Raw genomic sequence first — 25259 nt, 5'->3', positions numbered from 1 at the left:
GCAAGGAGAAAGCAGATGGCGGACGTCATCACGCGCCACTCGGCCCTGCCGGCGATGTCCTCACTACCGTGGGCCGTCGCGGGCCGGAAATACGCCGTCGAGGCGATCGGCGCATTCTTCCTCGTATTCACGGTCACCGCCAGTGTGCTCAGCCACAGCGTGTTCACGCCCCTGGCGGCGGGCGCGGTGCTGATGGTCATGATCTACGCGGGCGGGCACATCTCGGGCGGCCACTACAACCCGGCCGTCACGATGGCGGCGCTGGTGCGCGGGCGGATCGGGTGGACACAGGCCGCCGGGTACTGGGTCGCGCAGCTCGTCGCGGGCCTGGTCGCCGGGTTCGTCGCCCGCGCGATCGTCGACCCCCTCCCGGCGTCGACACCGCACCCGGCCGGGCACGCCCTCACCGCGGCCACCATTTCGGAGCTGCTGTTCACGTTCGCCCTGTGCTACGTGGTCCTCAACGTCGCCACGAGCAAGGACCAGCCGGGCAACGCGTTCTTCGGCCTGGCGATCGGGTTCACCGTGGCGGCGGGCGCATTCGCGGTCGGGGGGATCTCGGGCGGCGTGTTCAACCCCGCGGTCGCGCTCGGCACCACCGCCGTCGGCCTCTTCGCGTGGACGACGTTCTGGTTCTACGTGGTGGCACAGCTCGTCGCGGGCGCCGCCGCGGGCCTCGTGTTCCGCGTGCTCAACCCCGACGACAAGTGACCACGGACCAAGGAGGCACCAGCATGACCGACACCCAGCCCAAGCCGACGACCACCGATGCCGGCATCCCGGTCGAGAGCGACGCCCACTCGCTCACGGTCGGCCCGGACGGCCCGATCCTGTTGCACGACCACTACGTCATCGAGCAGATGGCGCAGTTCAACCGCGAGCGCGTGCCGGAGCGGCAGCCGCACGCGAAGGGCGGCGGCGCGTTCGGCCGCTTCGAGGTCACCCACGACGTCAGCCCGTTCACGAAGGCGGCCGTCTTCCAGCCCGGCGCCAAGACCGAGCTGGTGACCAGGTTCTCGACCGTGGCGGGGGAGCGGGGCAGCCCCGACACCTGGCGCGATCCCCGCGGCTTCGCGATCAAGTTCTACACGACCGAGGGCAACTACGACATGGTCGGCAACGACACCCCGGTCTTCTTCCTGCGGGACCCGTTGAAGTTCCAGCACTTCATCCGGTCCCAGAAGCGCCGCGCCGACAACAACCTGCGCGACCACGACATGCAGTGGGACTTCTGGACGCTGTCGCCGGAGTCGGCGCACCAGGTGACGTGGCTGATGGGCGACCGCGGCATCCCGCGCTCCTGGCGGCACATGAACGGGTACAGCTCGCACACCTACATGTGGGTCAACGCGCAGGGCGAGAAGTTCTGGGTGAAGTACCACTTCATCAGCGACCAGGGCGTGGAGTGCCTCACGCAGGCCGAGGCCGACGCGCTGGCCTCCTCCGACGGGGACTACCACACCCGCGACCTGTACGAGGCGATCGGCCGCGGCGAGTTCCCGTCGTGGACGCTGAAGATGCAGATCATGCCCTACGAAGATGCGGCCACCTACCGGTTCAACCCGTTCGACATGACCAAGGTGTGGCCGCACGCGGACTACCCGCTCCTCGAGGTCGGGCGGATGACGCTGGACCGCAACCCGACGGACTACCACTCCGAGATCGAGCAGCTGGCCGTCGAGCCGAGCAACCTCGTGCCGGGGATCGGCCCGAGCCCGGACAAGATGCTGCTGGGCAGGATGTTCTCCTACCCCGACGCCCACCGGGCCCGGATCGGCGCGAACTACAACCAGCTGCCGGTGAACCAGCCCATCGCGCCGGTGAACAGCTACAGCAAGGACGGGGCGATGCGGTACCGCAAGGTGTCCGACCCCGTCTACGCGCCGAACTCCAAGGGTGGCCCGCAGGCCGACACCGCCCGCTACGGCGAGGCCGCGGGGTGGTACTCCGACGGCGACATGGTCCACGCGGCGCAGACCCTGCACGCGGAGGACGACGACTGGGGCCAGGCCGGCACCCTGGTCCGCGTCGTGCTGGACGACGCGGAACGTGACCGGCTGGTCTCCAACATCGTCGGCCACCTGCTGGACGGCGTCACCGAGCCGGTTCTGCAGCGCGCGTTCGAATACTGGCGCAACGTGGACGACGAACTGGGCCAGCGAGTCGAGAAGGGCGTCCGCGCCGGACAGTCCTGAGTAACCCGGCCGAGGGCCCGGCGGCGCCGGGCCCTCGGCCGAACCGGGAGGAAGCCATGACCACCACTCGCCAGACCGCCGCAGGTGTGACGGTCCCCGACACCAAACTCGCTCGCGAAGCCACCGAACTGGTGCGTGACTGCACCACCGAGCTCGTGTACCACCACTCCCGCCGGGTCTTCTGGTTCGGCAGCCTGCAGGGCCGCAACCGGGGGCTCAGCTTCGACCCGGAACTGCTCTATCTCGGGGCCATGTTCCACGACGTGGGGCTGAACCCGCAGTTCAGCGGCAGCGGCAGGCGGTTCGAAGTGGACAGTGCCGACGAGGCCCGCCGGTACCTGCAGGGCCGGGGCGCGCCGGAGGACAGCATCCGTCGCGTGTGGACGGCCATCGCCCTGCACACCACCCCGGGTATCCCGGAGTTCATGGAGCCCGAGGTCGCCCTGGTCACCGCCGGGGTCGAGTACGACGTGCTCGGCATCGGGTACCACGACATCGGCGCCGCCGACCGCGCCGAGATCACCGCACTGCACCCGCGGCCGGACTTCAAGCGCCGCATACTCGAGACGTTCACCGAAGGCATCGCGCCCAAGCCGGCGACCACGTTCGGCAACGTCAAGGCGGACGTCCTGGAGCGGTTCGTCCCGGGCTTCCGCCGGGGCAACTTCGTGGACGTCATCGAGAACTCCGACTGGCCGGAGTAGGTCCGCGCGGCGTTGCCGACATACCGGACACGGGGCTACCGTCGACGGATGGACGCGCCAGAGGCCGGCGCGGACGTGGACCGGCAGGCCGACGCCGAGTCGGTCCGCGCCCCGCCTGACGAGACCCGCACGCGAGAGCTCGTGGACGAGCAGGCCGCCCTGCGGCGCGTCGCGACGCTGGTTGCCGGCGGCGCGCGGCAGCACGAGGTGTTCACCGCGGTCGCGGACGAGCTGACCCACCTGATCGGCGCGGAGGCGACGTTCGTCTCCCGCGTCGATCACTCGTCCGGGGACCTGGTCGTCGTCGGGTCCTACGGCCAGGTGAGCGACAAGGTGCCGATCGGCTTCCGGCTCGAGCTGCAGCCCGAGATGGTTCAGGCGATCGCCCTGCGCACCGGGCGCCCGGCCCGGACCAGCGGCGAACGCCTGGCGCGCGGCCCGCATGCCGCCTGGGTCGCCACGCTGGGCATGCGGGCCGGGCTCGCCACCCCCGTCGTGGTCGGGGGACGGCCGTGGGGCGTGGTCGTGGCGACGACCTCGCGGGAGGACTTCCCGGCCGGCACCGAGGAGCGCATGGCCGGGTTCCTGGAGCTCGCCGCGACGGCCGTCGCCAACGCCCGGGCCGAGCAGGAGCTGCGCGAGCTGGCGGACACGCAGGCGGCGTTGCGGCGCCTCGCCATGCTGGTCGCGCGGGGCGAACCGCCTGATGCGGTGTTCGCGGCCGTGACCAGGGAGGCACTCAGGCATTTCGGCGGCGGGACCGCCAGGATGTTCCGCTACGAGCTCGACGGCACGGTGACGCTCCTCGCCAACGAAGGCACTTCGGGCCCGCACGTCCGCGTCGGGCAGGCCTGGGAGGGCTACCCGCCGACCGGGCTGACCGCGACCGTCAAGCGCACCGGCCGGGCCGCCCGCGTCGACGACTACGGCGACGTGCCCGGCGGCGAGCGTTACCTCCGCGAAGGGCTGCGGGCCGCGGTCGCCCTGCCGATCCACGTCGAGGGCAGGCTGTGGGGCGCGATCGCGGTCGGCTCGGGGGAAGGGCCGCTGCCGCCCGACACCGAGGAGCGGATGACCGCGTTCACCGACCTCGTCGCCACCGCCGTGTCGAACGCGCAGAGCCAGGGCTCGCTGGAGGCGAGCCGGGACGAGCTGGCCCGCCTCCTGGCGGAGCAGGCCGCGCTGCGCAGGGTGGCCACGCTCGTCGCCCGCCGGGTCGACCCGGTCGACATCTTCGCGGCCGTCGCCGAGGAGATGCGCCTGCTGATCGGCGCGGACAGTGCGGGCATCGGCCGCTTCGAGCCGGGGCCGTCGATCGTGGTCGTCGGCGACGCGGCCGGGGACGTGGCGATCGACCTGCCGATCGGGACGCGAGTGCGGCTCAAGGACTACCTCGCCCCGGCGGTGGTGTGGCGGACCGGCTGCGCCGGCCAGGTCGACGAGGAGGCCTGGGCCGGCCGCTCGGGCGCGGCCGCCGACGCCCTGCGCGAACTGGGCATCCGGTCCATGGTGGCGAGCCCGATCATCGTCGAAGGCCGCTTGTGGGGCGTGGTGAACGCGCTGTCGCGGCGGGGGCGGTTCCCCGCCGACACCGCAGACCGGATGGCGGACTTCACCGAGCTCGTCGCGACCGCCGTGGGAAACGCCCAGAGCCGGGCCGAGGTGGCCGCCTCGCGGGCGCGGATCGTCGCGGCCGCCGACGAGGCCCGCCGGCGGATCGAGCGAGACCTGCACGACGGCGCGCAGCAACGCCTCGTCGCGCTGGTGCTCCGGTTGCGAGAGGCGGCGGAACCAGCTGAGCGCGACCTTCGCATCGACCTCGCGGCGGTCGCGGGCGGACTCGTGGAAGTGCTCGACGACCTGCGGGAGATCTCCCGGGGGATCCATCCCGCCATCCTGTCCTCGGCGGGGTTGCCGACGGCGCTGCGCACCCTCGGGCGACGATCGGCCGTCCCGGTGAGCATCGACGTGCGAATCCGCGGCCGGTTGCCGGAGCCCGTCGAGGTGGGTGCCTACTACGTCGTCTCGGAGATGCTCACCAACGCGGCGAAGCACGCGCAGGCGTCGGTCGTCGAGGTGGACGCTGCGGTCGAGAACGGCACGCTGCGGGTGTGCGTGCGTGACGACGGTGTCGGTGGCGCGGACCCGGACCGGGGTTCCGGGCTGGTCGGGCTGAAGGACCGCATCGACGCGCTGGGCGGCACCTTCTCGGTGCACAGCCCGTCCGGCGGCGGCACGACGGTCACCTGCGAGCTGCCAGTCGTCGACGTCGGCGTGCCGCCGGGCGAGTAGGACCACGAGCACTGTCTGCAACCGACGGACGAACAGTGCTAAACTTAATCCGGCAGCTGCCGGATTAGCGTCCGGGCGGCCCGGGAGAAGGGCGAAACGGTGAGCGCTTCACTTTCGCGGCTCGGCGCGGCGGCGCAGGACTACGAGCGGATCGGCATCAGCCCGGACGCGGTGGCCGTCTGGGAGGACGGGGCCCGGACCGACGGCGGTCCAGGCACGTACGAGTGGTGGTACTTCGACGCGCACCTCGACGACGGCGCCAAGCTGGTGGTGGTGTTCTTCACCAAGCACTTCACCGACATCGGCAAGCCGCTCGCGCCGATGATCCGCATCGACCTCGACCTGCCCGACGGAACCACCCACCACAAGACCGCCGAGTTCACCCCGGCGGACTTCACCGCGTCGACCGAGCGGTGCGCCGTCCGCGTCGGCCCCAACTCGTTCAGCGGCGACCTGCACACCTACAAGATCATCGCGACGATCGAGGACGTGTCCGTCCAGGTGAGCCTCACCGGTGAGGTCCCGGCGTGGCGGCCAGGCACCGGACACCTGTACTTCGGCGCCGACGACGAGCACGAGTTCAACTGGCTTCCCGCGGTGCCCCAAGGGAAAGTGGACGTGACCTACCGCGTGGCCGGCGTGTCGGCCGGCGCGACCGGCGTGGGGTACCACGACCACAACTGGGGCAACGCCCCGATGAACTCGTTGGTGCACCACTGGTACTGGGCCCGGGGACAGGCCGGTCCGTACACCGTCGTCGCGTCCTACGTCACGGCGGAACGGAAGTACGGCTACGCGGAGCTGCCGATCTTCCTGCTGGCCGAGAACGGCCGGATCGTCGCCGACGACGCGGGCAAGGTGGCCTTCGAAGAGCTCGGCGCCTACACCGACACCGCGACCGGGAAGCCGGTCGCGAACGTCACCCGCTACACCTACGCCGACGGCGACGACCGCTACGTCGTCACGTTCACCCGTCACCGGGACCTCACCGTCGACCGGATGATCGACCAGATCCCGGGCGTGAAGAAGGTGGCCGCCAAGCTCACCCGCTTCGACGGCGCCTACCTGCGCTTCACCGGCGAGCTGCGGGTCGAGCACCTCCGCGCGGGCCACGTCGTGGCGAGCCACCTCGACTCGGCCATCTGGGAGCTGATGTACCTCGGCCGGACGCGGACCTGACGGCTCGGTCCATCACGGCTCGTAACCCCGTTCTTGGAGCAGGGGAAGAAATCGCGCCGCCGCTGCTGGTCGTGGCCCTGTGCGCGACCAGCCGTTCGGCCTCCGCGGTTTCCGCTGTACCGCGGGTATACCGGCCGCGCCGGACGCGCGGGTGGCTGCCGGGCATCGCGACGCTGGCGTGCCTGGTCGCCTTGGTCACCGTGGACGCCGCCGGCTACGGCGGGATCACCGAGCCGGGCAGGGTGACCAGTGAGGCCGCCGCCCGGTGAGCACCCCGGTCGGCGATCTCGTCAGTACCTCTCGGTGGGCAGGTGCACCAGCACCGTGGTGCCTTCACCGGGTGGGCTGGTGATCTCGACCGTCCCGTCCAGGGCCTGGACGCGGTCGATGAGGCCGACCAGGCCGGAGCCGTGACTCGCGGCCGCGCCGCCGACGCCGTCGTCGCGGACCGAGAGGCGCAGGACGCCGTTGCGGACGTGCACGTCGATCCAGGCGATGGTGGCCTCGGCGTGCTTGGCGGTGTTGGTGAGCGCCTCGGAGACGACGTAGTAGGCGGCGACCTCGATCGGTTCCGGCGCGCGGGCCGGGACGTCCACCTCGAGTTCCACCGGAACCACCGAGCGGCGGGCGAGCGCCCGGAGGGCGGGGGGCAGGCCGCCTTCGGACAGGATCGCCGGGTGGATGCCGCGGGACAGCTCGCGCAGGTCGTCGGTCGCGTCGATCAGGTCGCCCGCGATCTCGGTCAGCTGCGCGCGCAGTTCGGGGGACGCGGTCGCTTCCGCGGTGCGCAACTCCAGTGTCAAGGACACGAGCCGCTGCTGGATGCCGTCGTGCAGATCCCGTTCGATGCGCCGCCGGGCCTGGTCGCCCGCGGCCACGATCCGGGCTCGCGAGGCCGCCAGCTCCGCCCGGCTCACCTGCAAGGACCCGGCCATCGTGTTGAAGCTGCGTTCGAGCACCCCGATCTCGCCGACGCCGCGCTCGGGCAGGCGGGCGGTGAGGTCCCCACCGGCGAGCCGGCCGGCCATGCCCGCCGCCCGGCGCACCGGCCCGACGATCGCGCGCGAGAGGTACACCGTGAACAGGACGATCAGCAGGACCGAGCCGCCGAGACCGACGGCCGTCGCGACGAACGCCCGGAGCGCCACCGCGGCGGAGTTGTCCTGCCGGGCCGCGGCCTGGTCCTGTTCGGCGGCCGTGAACCGGTCGAACTCCCGCCGGATCGCGTCGATGCGCCGCACGCCGTCGTCGACGGCCGCTGGGGTCCTGGCGGCGGCGAGGTTCCGCCGCGCGGTGGCGATGAGCGGGATCGAGTAGTCCTGGACGTAGGAGGCGGTGTCCCGCGCGATCTGGTTGGCCACCGCGAGCTGCTGCGGGTTGTCGGCCACCATCCGCGCCAGGCTCGCCGCCTGACCGGGAAGGGCGGCCTGACCGGACCGCCAGAGGGTGAGGCTGCTGTCCTGGCCGGTGACGAGGAAGCCGCGTTCGCCTGCCTCGACGTCCACGACCAGCCGCTCGAGCCGGTTGGCGGCCACGAGTGCCTCTTCCGAGTGAAACGCCAGCTGCTCCGACTCGCGCAGGTCCGAGTTCGTCACGAGCAGCACCGTGAACGCGGCACCGACGACCAGCGCCAGCAGCCCGCTCGCCACCAGCATGCGACGGGTCAGCCCGGCGCCCACCTCAGGCTCCGGCCCGTCGAAGCGGCCACGCAGAGCCACGACGTGGGACGCTGGAGCGTGTGGGAGGCCGGCCGACAGCGCCGGTCCCGGCAAGGGAGCTGCGATGCGGGTGCTGCTGGCCGACGACGACGTACTGCTGCGTGAGGGTCTGGCGAGCCTGCTCGAGCGGTCCGGCTTCGAGGTCGTGGGGCAGGCCGGCGACGCGGCGGCGCTGCTGGCGTTGCTTCGCGAGCAGGCGCCCGACCTGGTGGTGGTCGACATCCGGATGCCGCCGACCCACACCACGGAGGGGCTGGACGCGGCCAGGGAGATCCGCGCCGCGTTCCCCGACGTCGCCATCCTGGTGCTGTCGGCGCACGTCGAGGTCGAGCACGCGATGGAGCTGCTCGCCAGTGGCCAGCGGATCGGTTACCTGCTCAAGAGCCGGATCACCGACGTCGAGGACTTCATCGAGACGGTGGAGCGGATCGCCAAGGGCGGCTCGGTCGTGGACCCGGCGCTGGTGCGGGAACTGGTGAACGCACGCAAGCGCAACGACCCGCTCGCCGTGCTCAGCGACCGCGAGCGCGAAGTGCTGGCGCTGATGGCCGAAGGCCGCTCCAACGCGGGCATCGCCCGCCGGCTGTGGGTCACCGAGGGGACGGTCGAGAAGCATGTGCGGCACATCCTCGCCAAGCTGAAGCTCCCGGAGGCCGACGAGGATCATCGCCGGGTGCTCGCGGTGGTCACGTTCCTGGACGCCCGGTGACCTGCCCATCCCCGTCCTGACCGCCTTCGTGGCGGCCGAGCAGGCCCCGGATGGCGGCCGCGGACAATGCGGTCTTCGGCAGGAACCCCGCCGCCGGGCTCGCCGCGATGAGCTCGGCATAGTCCTCCTCGGCGTGGGTGGAGATCAGGATCAGCCGGGCGGCCGAGACGTCGGCGTCCCGGTTGAGCAGCCGTACCACGTCGAAGCCGCTCTGGCCGCCGAGATCGATGTCGACCAGCGTGACGTCCGGCCGCAGCTCCGCCACCCTGCGGAGTGCCTCGGCTCCGGTGGAAGCCACACCGACGACCGCGACACCCTCGCGTTCGAGCAGGCCGCGAGCGGCCGCGAGGAAGGGGGGACTGTCGTCGACGATCAAGCAGCGGAGCACCACTTCAGCATCTCAGGGGGATCGGCGGTGCGCATTCCGGCTAGCGGGGATCCTTCGCGCGGGCGGCCGGGGCATGCTGTGAGAACAAGGACCTCGGTGAAGGAGGCGCGCCATGCCGGACTGGTCCACGGTGCCCCCGGCGGGCACCCGGATCCTGGTGACCGGGGCCGCGGGTGGATTGGGGCGGGCCCTCTCGGGCGCGCTCGCCGAGGTGGGCGCCGAGGTCGTGGGCATCGATCTGCCCGGTACGGACGCGACCGTCACGGCCGATCTCACCGACGACGACAGCGCGCGCCGCGCGGTGGCCGACGCGGTGGCGCGGCTGGGCGGCCTGGACGCCATGGTCGGCGCGGCCGGGGTGGTGGACACCATCCACCGCGCGGAGACGTTCCCGCCGGCGGAGTTCCGCGGCGACATCGAGGCGAACCTGGTGGCCCAGTTCACCGTCGCGCAGGCCGCCTTTCCCCTGTTGCAGGTGGGAAATCGCCCCTCGATCGTCTTCTTCTCCTCGGCCGCGGCGCAGGACGGCCTGCCCGGCCAGGTGGGCTACGCCGCCGCCAAGGCCGGCGTTCTCGGGCTGACCAGGTCGCTCGCCGCGGAGTGGGCCGGCGCGGGAATCCGGGTCAACGCCGTGGTCCCCGGGCTCGTCGCGACCCCGAAGGTGCTCGCGCTGCCATCGGCGGTGCGCGACCGGTTGCTCGCGAGTGTCCCGATGCGGCGCGTCGCGGCCCTCGGCGAGGTCGTCGGTTCGGTGCTCTACCTGCTGTCACCCGCGGCCGGATACCTGACCGGGCAGGCGTTGCGCCTCGACGGCGGTTCCGGGCTCGGCCAGGCCGGCCTCCACCGCTGAAGGCAGGCGGAAGTCACCTCGTGCGGGGTTCGACGTGCACGGGGTGGGCCAGCACCGCATGGTGGAGGTAGCCCAGCTCGTTCCACGCCGTGACGTCCGGTTGGGTGTTTCCGCGGTCGTCGGTGGCGCATACCCGCAGGACGTGGTCGCCGGGTGCCGGGTCCCAGGTGAACTGCCAGCGCACCCACACCCCCGGCGTGGCGGAGGACGTGATCGGCGCGTCGTGCCAGGGACCGTCGTCGACGCGGTACCGGACCGACACGACCCGGTTCTCCCCGGCGAACGCGCGGCCCCGGATGACCTGCGGTTCCGCTCGCAGCCGGGCCGGCCAGGGCAGTTCGACCAGGCTGGCCACCGGGAGCGTGGTGATCGCCGGACCGAGTGCGGGGCCGGCCGCCGGGTGGTCCGGGTCGATCAGCACGTAGTCGTCGGTGTTCCACGGCACGTACAGCGGCTCCTCGGAGACCTGGAGCCGGCCCAGCCACTTGATGCTGGCCGCGCCGAGCCAGCCGGAGACCACCAGCCGGGCCGGGAACCCGTGGTCGGGCGGGAGCACCTCGCCGTTCATCGCCAACGCCACCAGCGTGTCGCCGGCCAGCGCCTTCGTGACCGGCAGCGGCCTGCGGGCCCGGATCGCGTCGAGTCCTTCCGGCATGACCTCGCACGCATCGGGCGTGATCCCGGCCGGGGCGAGCAGGTCGCGCAGCCGCACGCCGGTCCATTCGGCGGTGCCGATCGCGCCACGCTGCCATTGCGTGCCCGCGAACCGGCGGCCGAACTCCTCGCCCATCAGCACCCGGCGGTTGCCCGCGCACTCGATCGTGCGGACCACGGACTGCAGCGGAAAGCGGCGCCACAGTTCGTCGTAGGTGTAGACGAGCGGTTCGCGCACGCCGTTTCCGTCGATGCGCAGGGTCCAGTCCGCCGCGTCCAGGGTCGGTGTCGGGGCGTGGCTGCGGATGAAGAACCGGTCGGCCGGGGTGAGAAAGCCCGGCAGCCGATCCGGCCGGGTCCCGTAGTCCAGGCCGGTCCCGGTGTCTTCCATCAGCTCGGGCGGGGTGGGTTTGCGAACATTGTGGACAGTCGCCGACTGCTGCTGGGTCGTCATGCGGCTCTCCTTCAGTCCTGCGGTCCGATTAACGCCAGCCGCGCACCGGCGGCGATCAGGCCGTCGGCGTGCATGCGGGCGTGGTGGCGGCAGAACAGCAGCTTGCCCGCGGGCATCAGAGCTTGCAGTTGCGCGGTGGCCGGGCAGCGGTCACACCAGTCATCGCGGATCACGGGTGCCGGAACCTTCGTGGTGATCATGGCGTCACGCGGCCTTCAGCAGCCGCTGGGCCGACGGGGTGAGCCGCACCGGATCCGTGGCGCTGAGCAGGCCGATCTCGGCCAGGTGGTCAGCGACGAACTGGTCGGCGCAGTAGGCACCGTCGACGTACAGGGTGTGGCTGATCCGCCGGCAGCGGCCGTCCGCCACCGCGTGCAGGACGGCCCGGTCGCGGTTGCTGAGGTGCGGGTTCTTCGGTGGCATGGCCTTCGTCTCCTCGTCCTCGAACGCTTCGACACGTGAGGTTCGGAAACAAGCGTCGCGCACCGCACCCGGTACGGGCATCGCCGCTAGTGGCCGTCGGCGCCCGGTGCTGGCCGGAGTCCGCCGGTACCTGCTGGCATGCAGCCGTGGGCCGGCGGCTCGGTCACCGCCCGTCGCCGTGGCCGACGTTCGTTTGAAGCCAGGAAGACAGCGCGCCGGCGAGGCCGGGGTCGGCCTCGGCGCGTTTCTTGGCTCCGGGTGAGCTTCGGAGCCGTTTGACGACCTTGGTGTGGTACTCGTGGACGAGCTGGACGGCGGCGGGGGCGTCACGCCGGGCGATGGTGTCCACGATGTCCATCCGCGCCTTGGTCAGCGACCGCGGCACCCGTCCCCATTCTTCGCCGCTTTCCTTGGCCAGTTCGACGGCGAGGCCGATCTGGATCTCGGTGATGAACCGGCACAGCGCGGCGAGCAACGGGTTGTGCGAAATCGCGGACAGCGTGACGAAGAACTTCAGCAGCGCCTTCGAGGACGATTCGACATCGCCGAGCCGGCCGGCTTCTTCGGCGGCTGCGCGGAGGTCGGCGATGTCCGCCTCGGACGCGCGTTCGACGGCCTGCTCGACGGCGTAGGCGTTGAGCGCGCCGAGCAGCCCGAACACGTCGGGAGCGGTCATCTTTTCGAACTGGACGACCGAAGCGATGGACATCGCGAGCAGGGTGTCGCTGCGTGCGGTGACGGTGGTCCGGCTGCCGTTGCGGGTGCTGAGCAGCCCCATCGCGGTCAGCACCCGCACGGCCTCCCGGATGGTCGGCGGGCTGACGTCGTAGTGGGCCGCCAGCTCCCGCTCGGAAGGCAGGCGGGCCCCGTCGGGCAGGGCGCCGCTGAGGATCTGGGCGCGCAGGTCTTCCATGATCTGGTCGGCGACGCGGCCGCGGTGCAGCGGCGGTGAGGATCGCAGCACGGTTCCCTCCTCGAGACTCACGGCGATCTTACCTACCTGGTAGGCAGCGCCGGCGGATCGGCCGGGGTGGAAGATCCACAGCCGATTCACAGCCCACTTCCTTGATCGCAAACCTACCAAGTAGGTAGCGTGGTTGGTAGCTGAGCAGACAAGGAGGTGCGAGATGAAGATCGCGCCGTACGACGAGAACGCGTACAAGATGGACCACCCGAGGGGCACGGTGTCCTTCAACTACCTGCTGATGGGTGATGAGCCGGAGAAGCCGGAGAACTTCCGGTACATCCTGGGCCGCCAGGAGGGTGACTTCAGCATGCCGCGGCACCGGCACACCTTCGAGCAGATCCGGCTGCCCCTGGTGGGCGACATGAACCTCGGCGAGCAGGGCATCCTGCGCGAAGGCGAAATCGGCTACTTCCCGGAGGGGCAGACCTACGGACCTCAGGAAGACCCGCTGGGCGACCCGAAGCAGCTGCAGCTGGTCCTGCAGTTCGGCGGCGCCGCCGGTCTGGGCATGAGTGCCGGGCGGGGCCGGGGCCCGGAGGCACGGCGGGACGGGGAGGCGCCGCGGCGCGAGCCTCGCGAGGTGAAGTTTCCGCGGCCGCGCTACCAGAGCGTGCTGATCATGAACCCGGCGCACTTCACCTGGCTGCCGGTACCCGGATCGGCCGGGGTGGAGCGCAGGTTCTTCGGCTCGTTCACCGAGCGCGCGTTCTGGATCGAGTACCTCAAGGTAGCTGCCGGCGCGCGGTGGGCCTCCGCCACCGACGCGGGCCGTCGGCTGATCGTCGTGCTGTCGGGCGAGGCCGAGGTCGCCGGCACGAAGATCGGCCGGCTGACCGCGCTGCAGGTGGAGGCGGGCGAGACGCTGGACGTCCACGCCGTCGACGAGACCGTGCTGTACGTCGTGGGCCTGCCGCCCGTGCAACGGCCGGCCGTCCCCTCGGACCAGTTCGACATCGTCACCAGCGACGGTGGGATCGAGTTCGAAAACCCCCGCGAGCGCGCGCAAAAGGAAACGGCCGGCGCGTGACCGGAATGTTGTCCTTGAGCCAAGCCTCGGAGATCGTGGATGCGGCGCTGCGCAAGGCGCGGGAACTCGAACTGCGGTCGTTGACCGTCACCGTCCTCGATCCCGGTGGTCACCCGATCGTCGTCAAGCGCGAGGACGGCGCCGGAATCCTGCGCCCGCAGATCGCGCACGCGAAGGCCTGGGGCTGCCTCGGCACCGGGCAGGGCGGTGCCGCCGGAGCCCGGCACGCCACTCGCGATCCCGCGTTCTTCGCCGCGCTGGCCGCCATTTCCGACGGCCGCGTCGCGTCGTCCCGCGGCGGCGTGCTCATCCGCGACGCCGAAGGGGCCCTGCTGGGCGCGATCGGGGTCAGCGGGGACCGGCCGGAGAACGACGAGACGGTCGCCGTCGCCGGGGTGGAGAAGGCCGGCCTGGTCGCCGACGCCGGTCAGTGATCACAAGTTCTTGGTGGCTGCTCGATCGAGAGCAGCTGCCCCGACGGAAGGTACGTTTCATGAACGACCGGGTAATGACAGATCACTCGCCGACCGGGACGGGGCGAGCACGCCGGTCCTTGCTGTCGAAGAAGAACGGCGCCTGGGTCGCGGCCGTGGGGCTGATGTGCATCGTGGCGGGTCTCGCCGGTGCCGGGACGGCCTCCGCGGCCTCGCCGCCGGCCGGGGGCCCCGTGGCCGGACCGTCGGCCGGCGGTGCGACCGGCATCGTCCGGTCCGAGTCCGCGTCAGGCTTCACCTTCGCGACGGCGACCGGCGTGGCGGTGACCGTGGCGGCGGACTCGGCCACGAAGTACCACGTCGGCGTCCTGCCCGCCCCGGCGAGCGCGGTGAAGAACGGCGAAAGTGTCCTCGTCCTCGGCACGGTCCAGAGCGCGACGATCACGGCGACGGAGGTCGTCGTGCAGCCCCGGGGCGACGGCGGCGCCGCGGCGGCGCAGGCGGCGGGTGTGATCCCGTTCCAGCAGGGCGTGCCTTCGCCGACGAAGTCCGTCGGCCGGATCCCCGACTACACCGAGGGAGAGGGGACGATCGTCAGCGGGGCCACGGCGGACCTGGCGACCGCGGCCGCGCAGGCCGTCGTCCCCGGCGGCATCGTCGACCGCGTCGTTCAGCTGAGCGACGGCGAGTACGAGGTCCACAACATCAGCATCAACTGGCCGCACCACGTCTTCGTCGGCCAGGGTTTCCAGGTCCTCGGCTACGAATAGCACGCCGGGTTACGCATCAGCGGCCAGGATCCACTGCGTTTCGTCGCCGGGGCCGGGCTGGTAGCTGCACTGGCTTCCGGTGTGGACGGTGGCCCGCAGGTGGTGTCCGAGCGGTTCGTCGAGGGTGCCGATCCGGGTGATGGCGGCGGTGATGGCCTTGGTGGCGGCGATGCGAGCACGTTCGTGGCTGGACCCGGTGCTCCGCGGCCGGCCGCCGAGGCCGGCCGCGGCGGTGAGTTCGTGGACGAGGGCGTCCCGTTCGGCGCTGAGGATCTCGACGCGTCCGGTGTCGGCCCAGTCTTCGGCTTGGGCGAGGTCGGCTTCGAGGTCGCGGAGGCGCTGCCGGTACGCCTGGAGTGCTTGGCGGTCGAGGGTTTCGCCGACGGCGGGTTGTTCGACGCCGGGCTGGCCTTCGGTGACCAGATCCAGGCAGGACATCGGCCGGCCCGGCCGGCGGAGGAGTTCGCGCAAGTACGTGTAACCGCGCAGGGCGCGAACCGGGACAGCGGCCGGTTCGGGGCCGATCAGCCACAGCCCGTCCGCGGCCGGGTGCAGGTGCACTCGTGCACCGTGCGCGGCGGCGGCCAGTGTCCAGCTCAGGAGCCGGTGCCGCCACCACGTGGCGCCCAGGCGTTCGTAGGTGGTGAGGGCTTGGGCGCGCAGGCGGGCGGCGGTGCCGGGGTCGCCCAGGACCGCGGCGGCGCGGGCGAGGGTGTCATCGGTCAGGCCGTGGAACATGACGGCGCCCGCGTTGATGACGGCTCGTCCGGCGTAGGGCGTCAGCAGCCGGGCGGCGGTGGCGACGATGTCGCGGTCGTCGACGGCGAGTGCCGCTTCGAGCAGGCATTGCAGGGTGAGCAGCCAGTTGACGTCGCGGGGCAGCTCGTCCAGGACGCGTCCGTGGAAGAGGTGGACCAGGGTGCGGGCCCGGTCGAGCCGGCCGGCACCGACCCAGAGGAAGGCGGCTTCGGCCGCGACCGCGGTGGCGCCTTCGGCGAGGGCGAAGGTTTCGCATTCCGCGGCGACGGTCGCGCAGAGGGCGGCGTCGCCGGACTGGACGGCGGTGTAGCCCTTCATGGCCTCGACGACCATCCACGCATCGGGAAGCGCGGCCCGTTCGGACGCCGCGGTGGCCATCGCGACGAGGTGCTCGGCGGTGTCGGTCCGCCCGCGCAGCAGGTCGAGCATCAGCCGCCGGGACGCGGCGAAGAACCGGGCCCGCGGGGATTCCTCGCCGAGGTGTTCCAGCGCGCGCATGTGCCGGTGGATCGTCGGCAGGGCCAGCGTCTCGCAGGCGACCTGGAGGCCCCAAAGGTGGGCCCGCAGCCGCGTGCCGGGGTCGGTGACGTGGGCCGCGACCTCGTCGAGCCGGGCAGCCAGGTCGCCTCGGGCGGCCAGGTCGTCGGGTCCCCACCGGGCAGCGAGTGCGGCGTCGAGGCAGTCGGCGAGCAGTTCCGGATCGGCTGTGCGCTCGGCACAGCGCGTCGCCTCGTCGGCGAACCGGGTGGCGCGGTCCGCGTGCCCGGCGTAGACCCAGCAGCGGGCGAGGGCGGCCGCGACGCGGGCCCGGCCCGGGTCGTCGGTGGTGCGCGCGAGGACGTCGTAGAGCTGGGCCGGCAGTTTGCCCGGTTCGGTGCCGAACGTGTAGACCGACGCCGCGCCGAGCGCGGCCCGGGTCCAGCCGGTGAGGTCGCCGGCTTCGCGGCACCGGGTGATCGCGGTGTCGTAGAGCCGGGCGGCCTCGTCTCCTCGACCGGCCGCGCGGGCCGCGTCGGCCCGGTCGAGGAGTCCGGCCACGGGTACCGGGTCGCTCACCACGCCTCATCGTAGGGTCGCGGCGACGGATTCGACCAGGTCACGGGCGCAGGAGGGTGACGGCGGCGGCGTGTTCGCGCTGCTTGGCTTCGTCCCAGTCGCCGGTGCAGTAGATCGACATTTCGGCGATGCTGTCCCCGGCGACGTCGGCCCGGATCATCTCCCGGCAGTACCAGGACTGGCCTTCGTGGGTCCAGCGTTCCTCGAACTCGATGGTGAACCCGTGTTCGGTCGGCTCCACCCGTTCGATCCGCACCCGGCCCGGATGCGGATGCCCGTCGGCGCGGACGGCGACGATCTCGTCGGCGGTCGCGGTCTGCAGGCGCCAGTGCGGCAACGACAGGTCGGCGAAGATGTCCGGCGCGAACAGTCCGTCCGGGACGGTCCCGGTTTCCAGGAAGCGGATCAGGTTCGCGACCGCCACGCGCGTTCCGTCGCGCAGGGGAGTGGCCGGGGCGCTCACGACTGGACTCCGGCGGCCTGCATGTTCTTCTCCACGACGGCCATCGTCGCCCCGAGTTCCTCGGTCGGGCTGAACTCGACGATCGAGGTGTCGGCGGTGACCAGGGGGAGATGCCCGGGCGGGGCGTAGTAGGCGTCCCCGGCCACGTAGGTCTCCTCGTGGTCGCGCCAGCGGAACGTCAGCTGGCCGGCCGTGACGACACCCCAGTGGGCGCACTGGCACCGATCGCCGGGCAGCCCGGCGAAGAACGGCGCGGGGTCGACGTCCTGCTTGAACGTCTCGAAGCTGACGGTGTAGCCGCCGAGTGGTGCGTACCGTCCCTCGATCTCATCGGCGTCGACGGTGACCGGGGTCGACATCCGGCTGGCACTGGGCATCGGTGTCCTCCTGAGGTGGGCGAAGCTGACACCTCTACGGCGTGACAACCGAGGGAACACCTGTGCACCGCGATGGAACGCTACGTGGACAGGTGTGCCGGGTGTGGCTCCCCTCGCGGGACGGTGGTGCTCTCCGGCGTCAGTGCCGTGGTGCGCCGCTGGGCGATGCGCAGCAGCGCCAGGAGGGCGAAGAAGAACATCCCGTAGACGGCGAGCAGCACGGACGTCTCGTAGATGTCGGCGGTGCGCCACGTCTGGCCGGTGGCGTCGGTGACGGTGGTGTGCGCCGCCGTGAAGAACGTGGTGACGAACGAGATCGCCGTGGCGGCGTAGAGCAGTACGGCTTGCAGGTCGCTCGTCGTGGTCCGGTCGGGCTGGGCGGCCGGGCCGCTGCGGCGCACGTAGAGGGCGAAGACCTGCATGAACAGGTAGACGGTGAAGGTCCAGCCCAGGAAGTTGACCAGGGGCACGCCGAAGAAGCCGCCGCCGTTCTCCCAGACCCAGGCCTGGTGGATGGTCGAGGTGGCGGGGTCGAGGGCCAGGTCCCACGCGGTCATCGCGAACGCGCCGACGATCGGGGTGCCGATGGTGGTCAGCCAGGGCGAGCCGCGGCGCACGTCGCCGAGCAGCGCCGTCGCCACGATCCAGGCGAGGTAGCCGGTGGCGAGGTAGGACGGGCCGATGAACCACGGCACCTCGAAGATCTTGCCGCCGCCGGTGTAGTGGTAGTGGCCGAACGGGAAACCGGTCTCGATGGAGAGGTTTTCCAGGATGTTGCTGATGATCAGGCCCGCCGCGACGAAGACCCCGATGGCACGCCAGCCGTAGCGCCGGGCACCGTGCAGGAGCACGAAGCCGACTTGGATCACGATCACGGGCAGGCGGATGCCCGTGCCGGGGACGAAGGCCGCGACGAGCAGGCCGGCGAGGATGACTGCGGTGAGGATCCACAGCGTTCGGGGGGAACGTCCGGCGGTGGTCATGGCGCGGCTCCAGCTATTCGGCGGGTTGGGTGAGCAGGCCGTTGAGCACGAGCGTGCTCAGCAGGTGGTGGTCTTCGGTGTCGTCGGGCCGGCCGAACAGCCGCGCCAGTGGTGCCTGGCTGTACATGGCCAGGGGCTTGGTGATGGCGAAGTGGAACAGGTAGAAGGGAATGTCGCGAAGCACACCCTGCCGGACGAGCCGGTCGAAGACCGGACGAGCAGCGTTGTTGAGCGGGCTCATCAGGGTGTGCAGGTAGGCCAGGCGCGGTGAGTCGCGGCCGGCTTCGTAGTCGACGACCCGGCCGAGGTGCGGATGGCGGGCACTGACCTGGTGGAAGGCGCGCACGCTCGCGATCAGCCGGGCGAGGTCGTCGGCGGGCCGCTCGTGGGCGAGGGCCGCCATGACCTCCTCGTTCACCTGGGCGACAGCGGCGTCCATGACGGCCCGCCAGAAGGCGTCCTTGGTTCGGTACCGGTCGTGGATGAACGTGTGTCCCATGCCGAGGCGCTCGTTGAGCTGCCGCACCGACACCGCCTCGTAGCCCAGCTCCGCGAACGCCTCGAGGCCGCGCTGCAGGATCTCCGCCAGCTCGGGCAGCGGTGCGTCGGCGGGCGGGCGGCCCGGTGCGCGCGGTGCTCTGGTCATGGAACCTCCGGTACTCGGCTGACCAGTGCTAACCTTAATCCGACAACTGCCGGATTACAAGGAACTGGAGGGCAGCACGATGAACGCCACACCTGCACGCCTCGGCGCGACCGCCGAGGACTACGAGCGCATCGGGATCAGCCCCGGCGAGGTCGCCCCGTGGGAGGACGGGACGCGGACCGGCGGCGACGCGGGGACCTACGAGTGGTGGTACTTCGACGCCCACCTCGACGACGGCGCCAAGCTGGTCGTGGTGTTCTCCACCAAGAACTTCACCGACATCGCCAAGCCGCTCGCGCCGACGATCCGGATCGACCTCGACCTGCCCGACGGCACCAGCCACCACCGGATCGGGAAGTTCGCGCCGGAGGAGTTCTCGGCGTCGCGCGAGCGGTGTGACGTCCGCATCGGCGGCAACGTGTTCAGCGGCGACCTGCACAGCTACCAGATCGTCGCGGAGGTGGAGGACATCGCCGTCGAGATCACTCTCGTCGGCGACGTCCCGGCGTGGCGACCGGCGACGGGGCACATGTACTACGGCGCCCGCGACGAGCACGAGTTCGACTGGCTTCCCGCGGTGCCGCAGGGCAAGGTCGAGGCGACCTACCGCGTGGGTGGCGTGTCGGCCGAGACCTCCGGCGTGGGCTACCACGACCACAACTGGGGCAACGCGCCGATGACTTCCCTGGTCAACAACTGGTATTGGGCCCGCGGCCAAGCCGGGCCCTACTGCGTCATCGCGTCCTACGTGACCGCGGAACGGAAGTACGGGTACGCCGAGATCCCCATCTTCATGCTGGCCGAGAACGGCAAGGTCGTCGCCGACGACGGCGCCAAGGTGACGTTCGAACGGCTCGGCGCCTACACCGACACCGCCACGGGGAAGCCGGTCGCCAACCTGACCCGCTACACCTACACCGACGGCGACGACAGCTACGTCGTCACCTTCACCCGCCACCGCGACCTCACCGCGAACAAGCTGATCGACGAGATCGAAGGCCCCAAGAAGCTGGCCGCCCGGATCGTCGGCTTCGACGGCGCCTACCTGCGCTTCACCGGCGAGCTGCGGATCGAGCACCACCACGCGGGGGTCCTGGTGGACAGCCACGCCGACGCCGCCATCTGGGAGCTGATGTACCTCGGCAAGACGCGGACCGGTCGTGAGTGAGAAACAGGGTTCTAACCCTGTTTCTCACTCACGACCCGCGGTGCCGGATGCCGTCGAGGGCCAGGTCGACGACGGCGCGGACGAAGCGGTCGTTGAGCGGTGCGTGGCCGTGCAGCAGGCGGTGGTAGAGCGGGCCGTAGAGCAGGTCGAGGGCGACGTCGACGTTGGTGCCGGCCGGGATTTCGCCGCGCTCCGCGGCGCGCCGGAAGATCTCGCGGCCTTGCGCGCGGCGCGGTTCGACGAACCGCTGCCGGTATTCGGCGGCGAACGCCGGGTCGGTCTGGGCTTCGGTGATGAGCGCCGCGAGCACGCGGCCGTAGGGCCGGCCGCCGGCGAGCCGGGCCCAGGGGCGCAGCAGCGAGAGCAGGTCGCCGCGCAGCGTGCCGGTGTCGCGGGGCTGAGGGCGCGCCGCGGACCATTCGGTGTACAGCGCGTCGAGGGCCAGGGTCTGCTTGGTCGGCCACCAGCGGTAGATGGTGGCCTTGCTGACCCCGGCCCGGTCCGCGACGGTGTCCATGCTGACCTCGGAAAGGCCGTGGGTCAGCAGCAGTTCCGCGGCCGCGTCGAGGACGGCCTGGTGCGCCTTCTCACTGCGTGGCCGTCCTCGTTGCTGCTTTTCGACCGTCATGCCGCTTTCGGCTCCCCGCTGGCCGCGGCGAGCACCTGGTAGAGGCCGGCGATGTCGCGGTGCTCGTAGCCCATCTCCCCGGCCAGGCTGAGCATGTGCTCGGCTGCGGAGGCCGCGGGCAGCGGGATCTGCGCGGCCTGGGCGGCGTCGAGGGCGAGGTGGATGTCCTTGTGCATGAGCTGGACATCGAACCACGCGTGCTCGGGCAGGTGGAGCGCGAGGGGGGCGCGGGCCTGCAGCATCGGTGACCCGATCGCGGAACCGGTCATCACGCGGGCGGCCAGTTCCGGGTCGATGCCGCCGCGTTCGGCCAGGAGCAGCCCTTCGCTGAAGGCGAGCATCTGCGCGGCGAGGCTGATGTTGATCGCCAGTTTGAGCAGCAGGCCCTGGCCGTTGTCCCCGACGTGCGTGATCCGGTTGCCGAGCCGGGACAGCAGCGGCGCGGCGGTCAGGAACGCTTTCTCGGGGCCGCCGACCATGATCGTGAGGGCGCCGGTTTCGGCGGCGGGGACGCTTCCGGACACCGGGGCGTCGATCATGGTGGCGCCGGCCGCCCGGACCCGCGCCGCCAGCTGACGGCTGGTCCGCGGGCTCACGGTGCTCATTTCGACGTAGGTGGTCCCCGGCCGCAGGCCGGCCAGGATGCCATCCGGTCCGCGGGTGATCGCGGCCAGCGCGTCATCGTCGGTGACCATGCTGAAGACCACCTGCGCGGCGGCCGCGACCTCGCGCGGGGTGTCCCGCCAGACGAGCCCGTCGTCGATCAGCGCGGCGGCCTTCGCCCGGGTGCGGTTGGTGCCGGTCACCTGGTTGCCGGCGAGGAGACGGCGGGCCAGCGGCGCACCCATGGCGCCGAGGCCGACGAAGCCGATTTCGGTCATTTCAGGACCTTCCTTCGATGAGGGTGACGTCGGCGGCGGTGAGTTCGAGGTTCGCCGCGGCGAGGATCGGGTCGACCTGGGCGGGCCGGCGGAAGCCGGTGATCGCGCCGTCCACGGCGGGATTCCGCAGAGTCCAGGCGACCGCGACGGCACCGGGCGTGGTGTCGTGGGAGTCGGCGACCTCCCGCAGCCGGGCGGCGATCCCGAGGTGGCGGGACAGCTGCGGCTCGGTGAACCGCGCGTCGCTGCGGCGCCAGTCGTCGTCAGGCATCGCGGCGATCCGTTCCCGGGTGATCCCGCCGGTCAGCAGGCCGGAACCCATCGGGGAGTAGACGATCACGCCGATGTCTTCGCGTTCGGCGAAGGGCAGGATCTCCTCCTCGGCCTCGCGGTCGATCAGCGAATACTGCGGCTGCAGCGTCTCGACCGGCGCGATGCCCTGGATGCGCTTCAGCTGGCCGGTGTCGAAATTGGACACGCCGATGTGCCGCACCAGACCGCGTTCCTTCAGCTCGGCCATGGCGGCCCAGCCTTCCTCGATGTCGTCTTCGGGGATGGGCCAGTGGATCTGGTACAGGTCGATCGCGTCGACGCCGAGCCGCTTCAGGCTGGCTTCGGCTTCTCGCAGGATCGAGTCGCGCTTCAGGCTGTGCCGCACCCGCCCGGTGCCATCGTCGAGCAGCGACGCCTTGGTGAATACGTACGGCCGCTGCGTCAGGCCCGCCAATGCGCGGCCGACGACTTCTTCGGAGTGGCCGAAGCCGTACGCGGCGGCCGTGTCGATCCAGTTGACGCCGAGGTCCAGGGCGCGGTGGATCGCGGCGACCGACTCGTCGTCGGCCTGCGGTCCCCAGCCGAATTCCCAGCCACCGCCGCCGATCGCCCACGCGCCGAAGCCGACGCGGGTGATCTGCAGGCCGGTGGCACCCAGCGGGGTGGTCGCGAGCTGTGTTCGCTGCATGGGTTCCTCCGTTGTCCGGGTTGTCTCTCTACACCAAAACTGTACTACCAGTTTCGTTATTCAACCTTGTCCCGATGCTCACACCCGGGCCGGGAACAAGGCGGGGAGAGCCGGCGGTTGAGTAGGTAAAACTGAACGTCCAGTTTCGCAATACGAGGAGTCCGCACCGTGACGATCCTTACCGCACCCGGCCGGGCCGAGCCGTCCTTCCTGCTGCAGCGAGCACAACCGGCGTTGACCGGGCTCATCGACGGCTCCTTGTCCACGCTGGCGCCGATCTTCGCCGTCGCGCTCGCCACTCACGAGCCCCGGTACGCCTTCTTCGCCGGATTGGCGACGGCGATCGGCGCGGGGGTCAGCATGGCCTTCTCCGAGGGCCTGTCCGACACAGGAGACCAGACCGGCCGCGGGAACCCGTACCGGCGCGGAGCGATCACCGGGGCGGGCACCTTCCTCGGCGGCGTGCTGCACACCCTGCCGTTCCTGATCCCCGGGTACCACCTCGCGCTGGTCGTCGCGCTCGCCACGATCGCCGTCGAACTGCTGGCGCTGGCGTGGCTTCGGTGGCGGTTCTTCGGCACCGGTTTCCTGCGGTCCTTCGTGGCCATCGCGCTCGGCGGGGTGATCATCACCGGGGTCAGCGCCGCGCTCGGCGCGGCCGGCTGACGGGCTCAGGAGTAGTCGGGGACGATGCCGAACGCCCGGATCTTCCGGTAGATCGTGGCGCGGGACATGCCGAGGTCGGCGGCGGCGCGTTCCTTGCTGCCCTTGTTGGCCGCGAGGCTGCGCACGATGGCTTCGCGTTCGATCGTCTCCAGCTTGCTCAGCCGGCGTTTGGTGAACGTGCGGCATTCCGTGGGCAGGTCGGCTACGTCGATCGTCCCCGTCCGGCACGTCCGGGCCACTTCGGCCAGCACCTGCTCGAGCTGCCGGACGTTGCCCGTCCAGGGCAGCCGCATGAGCTGGCGCAGGGCAGCGTCCGACGTGGTCAGGGGCCGGTTGTTCGCGTAGCGGGCGAGGAAGTGCGGCACCAGGCAGTTCAGGTCCTCGCTCCGGTGCCGCAGCGGCGGGACGTCGACGGCTCGGGCGAAGAACGGCATCAGCCGGCCCTGGACGTCCGGGTCGGGCTCCTGGGAGCCGAACGTGGCGGCGACCCAGATCGGCGCGTGCGCCGGGGACGCTCCTTGCCAGGTCGTCAGCAGGTCGGTGACGTGCTGCAACGCGTCGCCGGTGAGCGCGTCGGCGTGCTGGAGGATCAGCGCGGGGGCGTCTCCGCGCGTCACGTCGCCGGTCAAGGCGTGCGCCCAGGCCTCGGGGTCCGCCACCGCGGCACAGTCGAGCACGACCGGACGGCGGCCGTGCCGGAGCGCGACGGCCTGGGCCATCGCCGTCTTGCCGACGCCACGCTCGCCGCTCAGCGCCAGCCAGTTCCGGTCGGTGAAGCTCGCGTCGGCGGCCGCGCACGCCTGCCGCCAGAGCGAGCTGGCACCGACCACGCCCGGCAGCTGGAGGTCGGCCTGGCGGGTCGTGCGCCGGGACCCGGTCTGGCTCTTCACCCGGAAGACCCCGCCCGCGAGCGCCGAGCCGCTGTACACCGGCCGGTACTCGAGCCGGGCGACGATGCCGGAGGGGAGGTCGGCCACCACGGTCACCGGCTTGGCCGACCCGACCATGTCCGCCGTGTGGGTGATCAGCGCCGCCCGGTCGGTGACGTCGAACAGCTCCTCGGCGTGGCTGTTGACCATGACGACGTCCTGGTTGACGGCCAGCACCGCCCCGGAGCCGCGCTGGCAGGACGCGAGGTATTCGCGGAAGAGGCTCAGCTCGCGGGCGCCGGTGCTGGCCAGCATCGCCTCCTCGATCCGCTTGGCCGTCGTGCGCGCCAGCGTCAGCAGCAGCGGCCCGGAGGTGTCGGCCCACGAGGTCAGGTCGAGGACGCCGGCCAGGTGGCCGCGGATGGGGTGGATGATCGGTGCGCCGGCGCACTCGAACTCCGTCAAGCTGCTGTTGTAGTGCTCGAACCCGGAGACGAGCACGGACTTCTGGCACTCCAGCGCGGTGCCGATGCCGTTGGTGCCCACCGAATCCTCGGCGTAGCTGTAGCCGGGCGCGAGCGAGACGCGGTCCAAGCCGGTGTTGAGGGCCCGGTCCGTGCTGAATCGGTTCACCACCAGGCCGTGGGCATCGGTCAGCAGGATGGCCACCGGGTGGGCGGCCAGTTCGGCGGACAGGTTGGCCAGCACCGGCGTGGCGCTGTGCGACAGGAGGCTCTCCTCGTCGCGGTCGGCGACGAACACCGGCGCCGGTTCTTCCACGCCGACCTGGTGTTCCAGCGCCCGCCGCCAGGACGCGGTGATCACGTCCCGCACGCCGGGGATCTCGGGGACGAGCCGGGACAGGAACTTCTCCCGCAGGGAGCGCATCGGCTGCGGCTCGGGCCGGTCTTCGTGCGTTGTCACCACCGTCTCCTTTGACGTCGGGCGCCGGGTCCGGTCGACCCGTGCCGTCATGGTCGCGCGGATTCGCGAGGCGCTTGGTCTCACATTGAGACAGACCGTACCTGCGATCCGCAC

The 25259-nt window shown here is 71.3% G+C and carries 28 protein-coding genes; 13 read left to right on the top strand and 15 right to left on the bottom strand.

Annotated features, from left to right (window positions below; all coding sequences use genetic code 11):
* Window positions 1-15: 15 nt before the first annotated feature.
* The 6 genes from OG738_RS34970 (at window position 16) to OG738_RS34945 (ending at window position 6639) form a co-directional block, all read left to right on the top strand.
* A complete protein-coding gene (locus OG738_RS34970; RefSeq protein ID WP_329047426.1) occupies window positions 16-711 on the top strand; it encodes an MIP/aquaporin family protein in 696 nt (231 codons plus the stop codon).
* Between the two features lie 23 nt (window positions 712-734).
* Entirely contained in the window at window positions 735-2195 is a 1461-nt protein-coding gene (locus OG738_RS34965) for a catalase (RefSeq protein WP_329047425.1), read from the top strand.
* A gap of 56 nt (window positions 2196-2251) precedes the next feature.
* Window positions 2252-2899, top strand: a complete 648-nt coding sequence (locus tag OG738_RS34960; RefSeq protein WP_329047424.1) for an HD domain-containing protein — start codon at window positions 2252-2254, stop codon at window positions 2897-2899.
* 48 nt (window positions 2900-2947) lie between these two features.
* Window positions 2948-5191 (top strand): GAF domain-containing sensor histidine kinase, encoded by a 2244-nt coding sequence (locus tag OG738_RS34955; RefSeq protein ID WP_329047423.1) that lies wholly within the window; start codon window positions 2948-2950, stop codon window positions 5189-5191.
* A gap of 99 nt (window positions 5192-5290) precedes the next feature.
* Entirely contained in the window at window positions 5291-6370 is a 1080-nt protein-coding gene (locus tag OG738_RS34950; RefSeq protein ID WP_329047422.1) for a hypothetical protein, read from the top strand.
* A gap of 71 nt (window positions 6371-6441) precedes the next feature.
* Window positions 6442-6639 (top strand): hypothetical protein, encoded by a 198-nt coding sequence (locus tag OG738_RS34945; protein ID WP_329047421.1) that lies wholly within the window; start codon window positions 6442-6444, stop codon window positions 6637-6639.
* Window positions 6640-6660: 21 nt separating this feature from the next.
* Here OG738_RS34945 and OG738_RS34940 read toward each other — a convergent pair whose 3' ends face one another.
* Window positions 6661-8088, bottom strand: a complete 1428-nt coding sequence (locus tag OG738_RS34940) for a CHASE3 domain-containing protein (RefSeq protein WP_329047420.1) — start codon at window positions 8086-8088, stop codon at window positions 6661-6663.
* 64 nt (window positions 8089-8152) lie between these two features.
* On the opposite strand from OG738_RS34940, the gene OG738_RS34935 reads away from it, so the two are divergent.
* On the top strand, window positions 8153-8797 hold the full coding sequence (locus OG738_RS34935; RefSeq protein WP_329047419.1) for a response regulator transcription factor: 645 nt from the start codon (window positions 8153-8155) through the stop codon (window positions 8795-8797).
* Here the strand turns inward: OG738_RS34935 and OG738_RS34930 are convergent.
* Complete coding sequence (locus OG738_RS34930; RefSeq protein ID WP_329047418.1) at window positions 8775-9185, bottom strand: response regulator; 411 nt, start codon at window positions 9183-9185, stop codon at window positions 8775-8777. The two genes, OG738_RS34935 and OG738_RS34930, sit on opposite strands and share 23 nt — an antisense overlap.
* 112 nt (window positions 9186-9297) lie before the next feature.
* Between OG738_RS34930 and OG738_RS34925 the strand changes: the two genes are divergently transcribed.
* Window positions 9298-10035, top strand: a complete 738-nt coding sequence (locus tag OG738_RS34925) for an SDR family NAD(P)-dependent oxidoreductase (protein ID WP_329047417.1) — start codon at window positions 9298-9300, stop codon at window positions 10033-10035.
* 13 nt (window positions 10036-10048) lie between these two features.
* Here the strand turns inward: OG738_RS34925 and OG738_RS34920 are convergent, their stop codons facing one another.
* The 4 genes from OG738_RS34920 to OG738_RS34905 all read right to left on the bottom strand — a co-directional run bounded on the left by OG738_RS34920 (window position 10049) and on the right by OG738_RS34905 (window position 12530).
* Window positions 10049-11143, bottom strand: a complete 1095-nt coding sequence (locus OG738_RS34920) for a sulfite oxidase (protein ID WP_329047416.1) — start codon at window positions 11141-11143, stop codon at window positions 10049-10051.
* Between the two features lie 11 nt (window positions 11144-11154).
* On the bottom strand, window positions 11155-11343 hold the full coding sequence (locus OG738_RS34915; protein WP_329047415.1) for a DUF7455 domain-containing protein: 189 nt from the start codon (window positions 11341-11343) through the stop codon (window positions 11155-11157).
* A gap of 4 nt (window positions 11344-11347) precedes the next feature.
* Window positions 11348-11566 carry a hypothetical protein gene (locus tag OG738_RS34910; RefSeq protein WP_329047414.1) on the bottom strand — a complete coding sequence of 73 codons (219 nt, stop codon included), beginning with the start codon at window positions 11564-11566 and terminating at the stop codon, window positions 11348-11350.
* 163 nt (window positions 11567-11729) lie between these two features.
* The gene (locus OG738_RS34905) at window positions 11730-12530 is read right to left on the bottom strand and encodes a FadR/GntR family transcriptional regulator (protein ID WP_329047413.1); all 801 of its coding nucleotides are present in this window, start codon (window positions 12528-12530) and stop codon (window positions 11730-11732) included.
* A 163-nt stretch (window positions 12531-12693) separates the two neighbouring features.
* Here OG738_RS34905 and OG738_RS34900 point away from each other — a divergent pair, with 163 nt between their 5' ends.
* Genes OG738_RS34900 through OG738_RS34890 form a run of 3 tightly spaced genes read left to right on the top strand, consistent with a single transcriptional unit; the run spans window position 12694 to window position 14764 of the window.
* Window positions 12694-13560 (top strand): hypothetical protein, encoded by an 867-nt coding sequence (locus OG738_RS34900; RefSeq protein ID WP_329047412.1) that lies wholly within the window; start codon window positions 12694-12696, stop codon window positions 13558-13560.
* Between the two features lie 5 nt (window positions 13561-13565).
* Entirely contained in the window at window positions 13566-13994 is a 429-nt protein-coding gene (locus tag OG738_RS34895) for a GlcG/HbpS family heme-binding protein (protein WP_329056928.1), read from the top strand.
* Between the two features lie 59 nt (window positions 13995-14053).
* Complete coding sequence (locus OG738_RS34890; protein WP_329047411.1) at window positions 14054-14764, top strand: hypothetical protein; 711 nt, start codon at window positions 14054-14056, stop codon at window positions 14762-14764.
* Between the two features lie 9 nt (window positions 14765-14773).
* Here OG738_RS34890 and OG738_RS34885 read toward each other — a convergent pair whose 3' ends face one another.
* The 5 genes from OG738_RS34885 to OG738_RS34865 all read right to left on the bottom strand — a co-directional run bounded on the left by OG738_RS34885 (window position 14774) and on the right by OG738_RS34865 (window position 19048).
* Complete coding sequence (locus OG738_RS34885; protein ID WP_329047410.1) at window positions 14774-16579, bottom strand: hypothetical protein; 1806 nt, start codon at window positions 16577-16579, stop codon at window positions 14774-14776.
* A 40-nt stretch (window positions 16580-16619) separates the two neighbouring features.
* Entirely contained in the window at window positions 16620-17042 is a 423-nt protein-coding gene (locus OG738_RS34880) for a hypothetical protein (protein ID WP_329047409.1), read from the bottom strand.
* On the bottom strand, window positions 17039-17419 hold the full coding sequence (locus OG738_RS34875; RefSeq protein WP_329047408.1) for a hypothetical protein: 381 nt from the start codon (window positions 17417-17419) through the stop codon (window positions 17039-17041). Before OG738_RS34875 ends, OG738_RS34880 begins: the two co-directional genes overlap by 4 nt.
* Before the next feature lie 80 nt (window positions 17420-17499).
* On the bottom strand, window positions 17500-18402 hold the full coding sequence (locus tag OG738_RS34870; protein WP_329047407.1) for a carotenoid biosynthesis protein: 903 nt from the start codon (window positions 18400-18402) through the stop codon (window positions 17500-17502).
* A 13-nt stretch (window positions 18403-18415) separates the two neighbouring features.
* Entirely contained in the window at window positions 18416-19048 is a 633-nt protein-coding gene (locus tag OG738_RS34865; RefSeq protein ID WP_329047406.1) for a TetR/AcrR family transcriptional regulator, read from the bottom strand.
* Between the two features lie 79 nt (window positions 19049-19127).
* Between OG738_RS34865 and OG738_RS34860 the strand changes: the two genes are divergently transcribed.
* A complete protein-coding gene (locus tag OG738_RS34860) occupies window positions 19128-20216 on the top strand; it encodes a hypothetical protein (protein WP_329047405.1) in 1089 nt (362 codons plus the stop codon).
* 28 nt (window positions 20217-20244) lie between these two features.
* Here the strand turns inward: OG738_RS34860 and OG738_RS34855 are convergent, their stop codons facing one another.
* From OG738_RS34855 to OG738_RS34845, 3 genes are read right to left on the bottom strand one after another with little or no spacing between them, the layout of a single operon-like run.
* Window positions 20245-20844: a TetR/AcrR family transcriptional regulator gene (locus tag OG738_RS34855; protein ID WP_329047404.1), complete on the bottom strand. Its 600-nt coding sequence runs from the start codon at window positions 20842-20844 to the stop codon at window positions 20245-20247.
* Complete coding sequence (locus tag OG738_RS34850) at window positions 20841-21725, bottom strand: NAD(P)-dependent oxidoreductase (RefSeq protein ID WP_329047403.1); 885 nt, start codon at window positions 21723-21725, stop codon at window positions 20841-20843. The genes OG738_RS34855 and OG738_RS34850 overlap by 4 nt, the downstream gene beginning before the upstream one ends.
* Before the next feature lies 1 nt (window position 21726).
* A complete protein-coding gene (locus tag OG738_RS34845; RefSeq protein ID WP_329047402.1) occupies window positions 21727-22686 on the bottom strand; it encodes an aldo/keto reductase in 960 nt (319 codons plus the stop codon).
* A 168-nt stretch (window positions 22687-22854) separates the two neighbouring features.
* On the opposite strand from OG738_RS34845, the gene OG738_RS34840 reads away from it, so the two are divergent.
* On the top strand, window positions 22855-23352 hold the full coding sequence (locus tag OG738_RS34840; protein WP_329047401.1) for a hypothetical protein: 498 nt from the start codon (window positions 22855-22857) through the stop codon (window positions 23350-23352).
* A gap of 5 nt (window positions 23353-23357) precedes the next feature.
* On the opposite strand, the gene OG738_RS34835 is transcribed toward OG738_RS34840, so the two are convergent.
* The gene (locus OG738_RS34835) at window positions 23358-25145 is read right to left on the bottom strand and encodes a sigma-54-dependent Fis family transcriptional regulator (protein WP_329047400.1); all 1788 of its coding nucleotides are present in this window, start codon (window positions 25143-25145) and stop codon (window positions 23358-23360) included.
* Window positions 25146-25259 lie beyond the last annotated feature (114 nt).

It is taken from the genome of Amycolatopsis sp. NBC_01488, assembly GCF_036227105.1.
Classification (GTDB): Bacteria; Actinomycetota; Actinomycetes; order Mycobacteriales; family Pseudonocardiaceae; genus Amycolatopsis.
The sequence above is the reverse complement of the archived record's forward strand: the minus strand, read 5'-3'. Positions and strand labels throughout refer to the sequence as shown.

Coding starts and splice junctions, on each gene's coding strand:
- OG738_RS34845 (WP_329047402.1), bottom strand. CDS start 22,686: ATGCAGCGAACACAGCTCGCGACCACCCCGCTGGGTGCCACCGGCCTG.
- OG738_RS34855 (WP_329047404.1), bottom strand. CDS start 20,844: ATGACGGTCGAAAAGCAGCAACGAGGACGGCCACGCAGTGAGAAGGCG.
- OG738_RS34900 (WP_329047412.1), top strand. CDS start 12,694: ATGAAGATCGCGCCGTACGACGAGAACGCGTACAAGATGGACCACCCG.
- OG738_RS34965 (WP_329047425.1), top strand. CDS start 735: ATGACCGACACCCAGCCCAAGCCGACGACCACCGATGCCGGCATCCCG.
- OG738_RS34895 (WP_329056928.1), top strand. CDS start 13,566: ATGTTGTCCTTGAGCCAAGCCTCGGAGATCGTGGATGCGGCGCTGCGC.
- OG738_RS34960 (WP_329047424.1), top strand. CDS start 2,252: ATGACCACCACTCGCCAGACCGCCGCAGGTGTGACGGTCCCCGACACC.
- OG738_RS34920 (WP_329047416.1), bottom strand. CDS start 11,143: ATGACGACCCAGCAGCAGTCGGCGACTGTCCACAATGTTCGCAAACCC.
- OG738_RS34860 (WP_329047405.1), top strand. CDS start 19,128: ATGAACGCCACACCTGCACGCCTCGGCGCGACCGCCGAGGACTACGAG.
- OG738_RS34875 (WP_329047408.1), bottom strand. CDS start 17,419: ATGCCCAGTGCCAGCCGGATGTCGACCCCGGTCACCGTCGACGCCGAT.
- OG738_RS34865 (WP_329047406.1), bottom strand. CDS start 19,048: ATGACCAGAGCACCGCGCGCACCGGGCCGCCCGCCCGCCGACGCACCG.
- OG738_RS34915 (WP_329047415.1), bottom strand. CDS start 11,343: ATGATCACCACGAAGGTTCCGGCACCCGTGATCCGCGATGACTGGTGT.
- OG738_RS34970 (WP_329047426.1), top strand. CDS start 16: ATGGCGGACGTCATCACGCGCCACTCGGCCCTGCCGGCGATGTCCTCA.
- OG738_RS34910 (WP_329047414.1), bottom strand. CDS start 11,566: ATGCCACCGAAGAACCCGCACCTCAGCAACCGCGACCGGGCCGTCCTG.
- OG738_RS34925 (WP_329047417.1), top strand. CDS start 9,298: ATGCCGGACTGGTCCACGGTGCCCCCGGCGGGCACCCGGATCCTGGTG.
- OG738_RS34870 (WP_329047407.1), bottom strand. CDS start 18,402: ATGACCACCGCCGGACGTTCCCCCCGAACGCTGTGGATCCTCACCGCA.
- OG738_RS34935 (WP_329047419.1), top strand. CDS start 8,153: ATGCGGGTGCTGCTGGCCGACGACGACGTACTGCTGCGTGAGGGTCTG.
- OG738_RS34850 (WP_329047403.1), bottom strand. CDS start 21,725: ATGACCGAAATCGGCTTCGTCGGCCTCGGCGCCATGGGTGCGCCGCTG.
- OG738_RS34890 (WP_329047411.1), top strand. CDS start 14,054: ATGAACGACCGGGTAATGACAGATCACTCGCCGACCGGGACGGGGCGA.
- OG738_RS34955 (WP_329047423.1), top strand. CDS start 2,948: ATGGACGCGCCAGAGGCCGGCGCGGACGTGGACCGGCAGGCCGACGCC.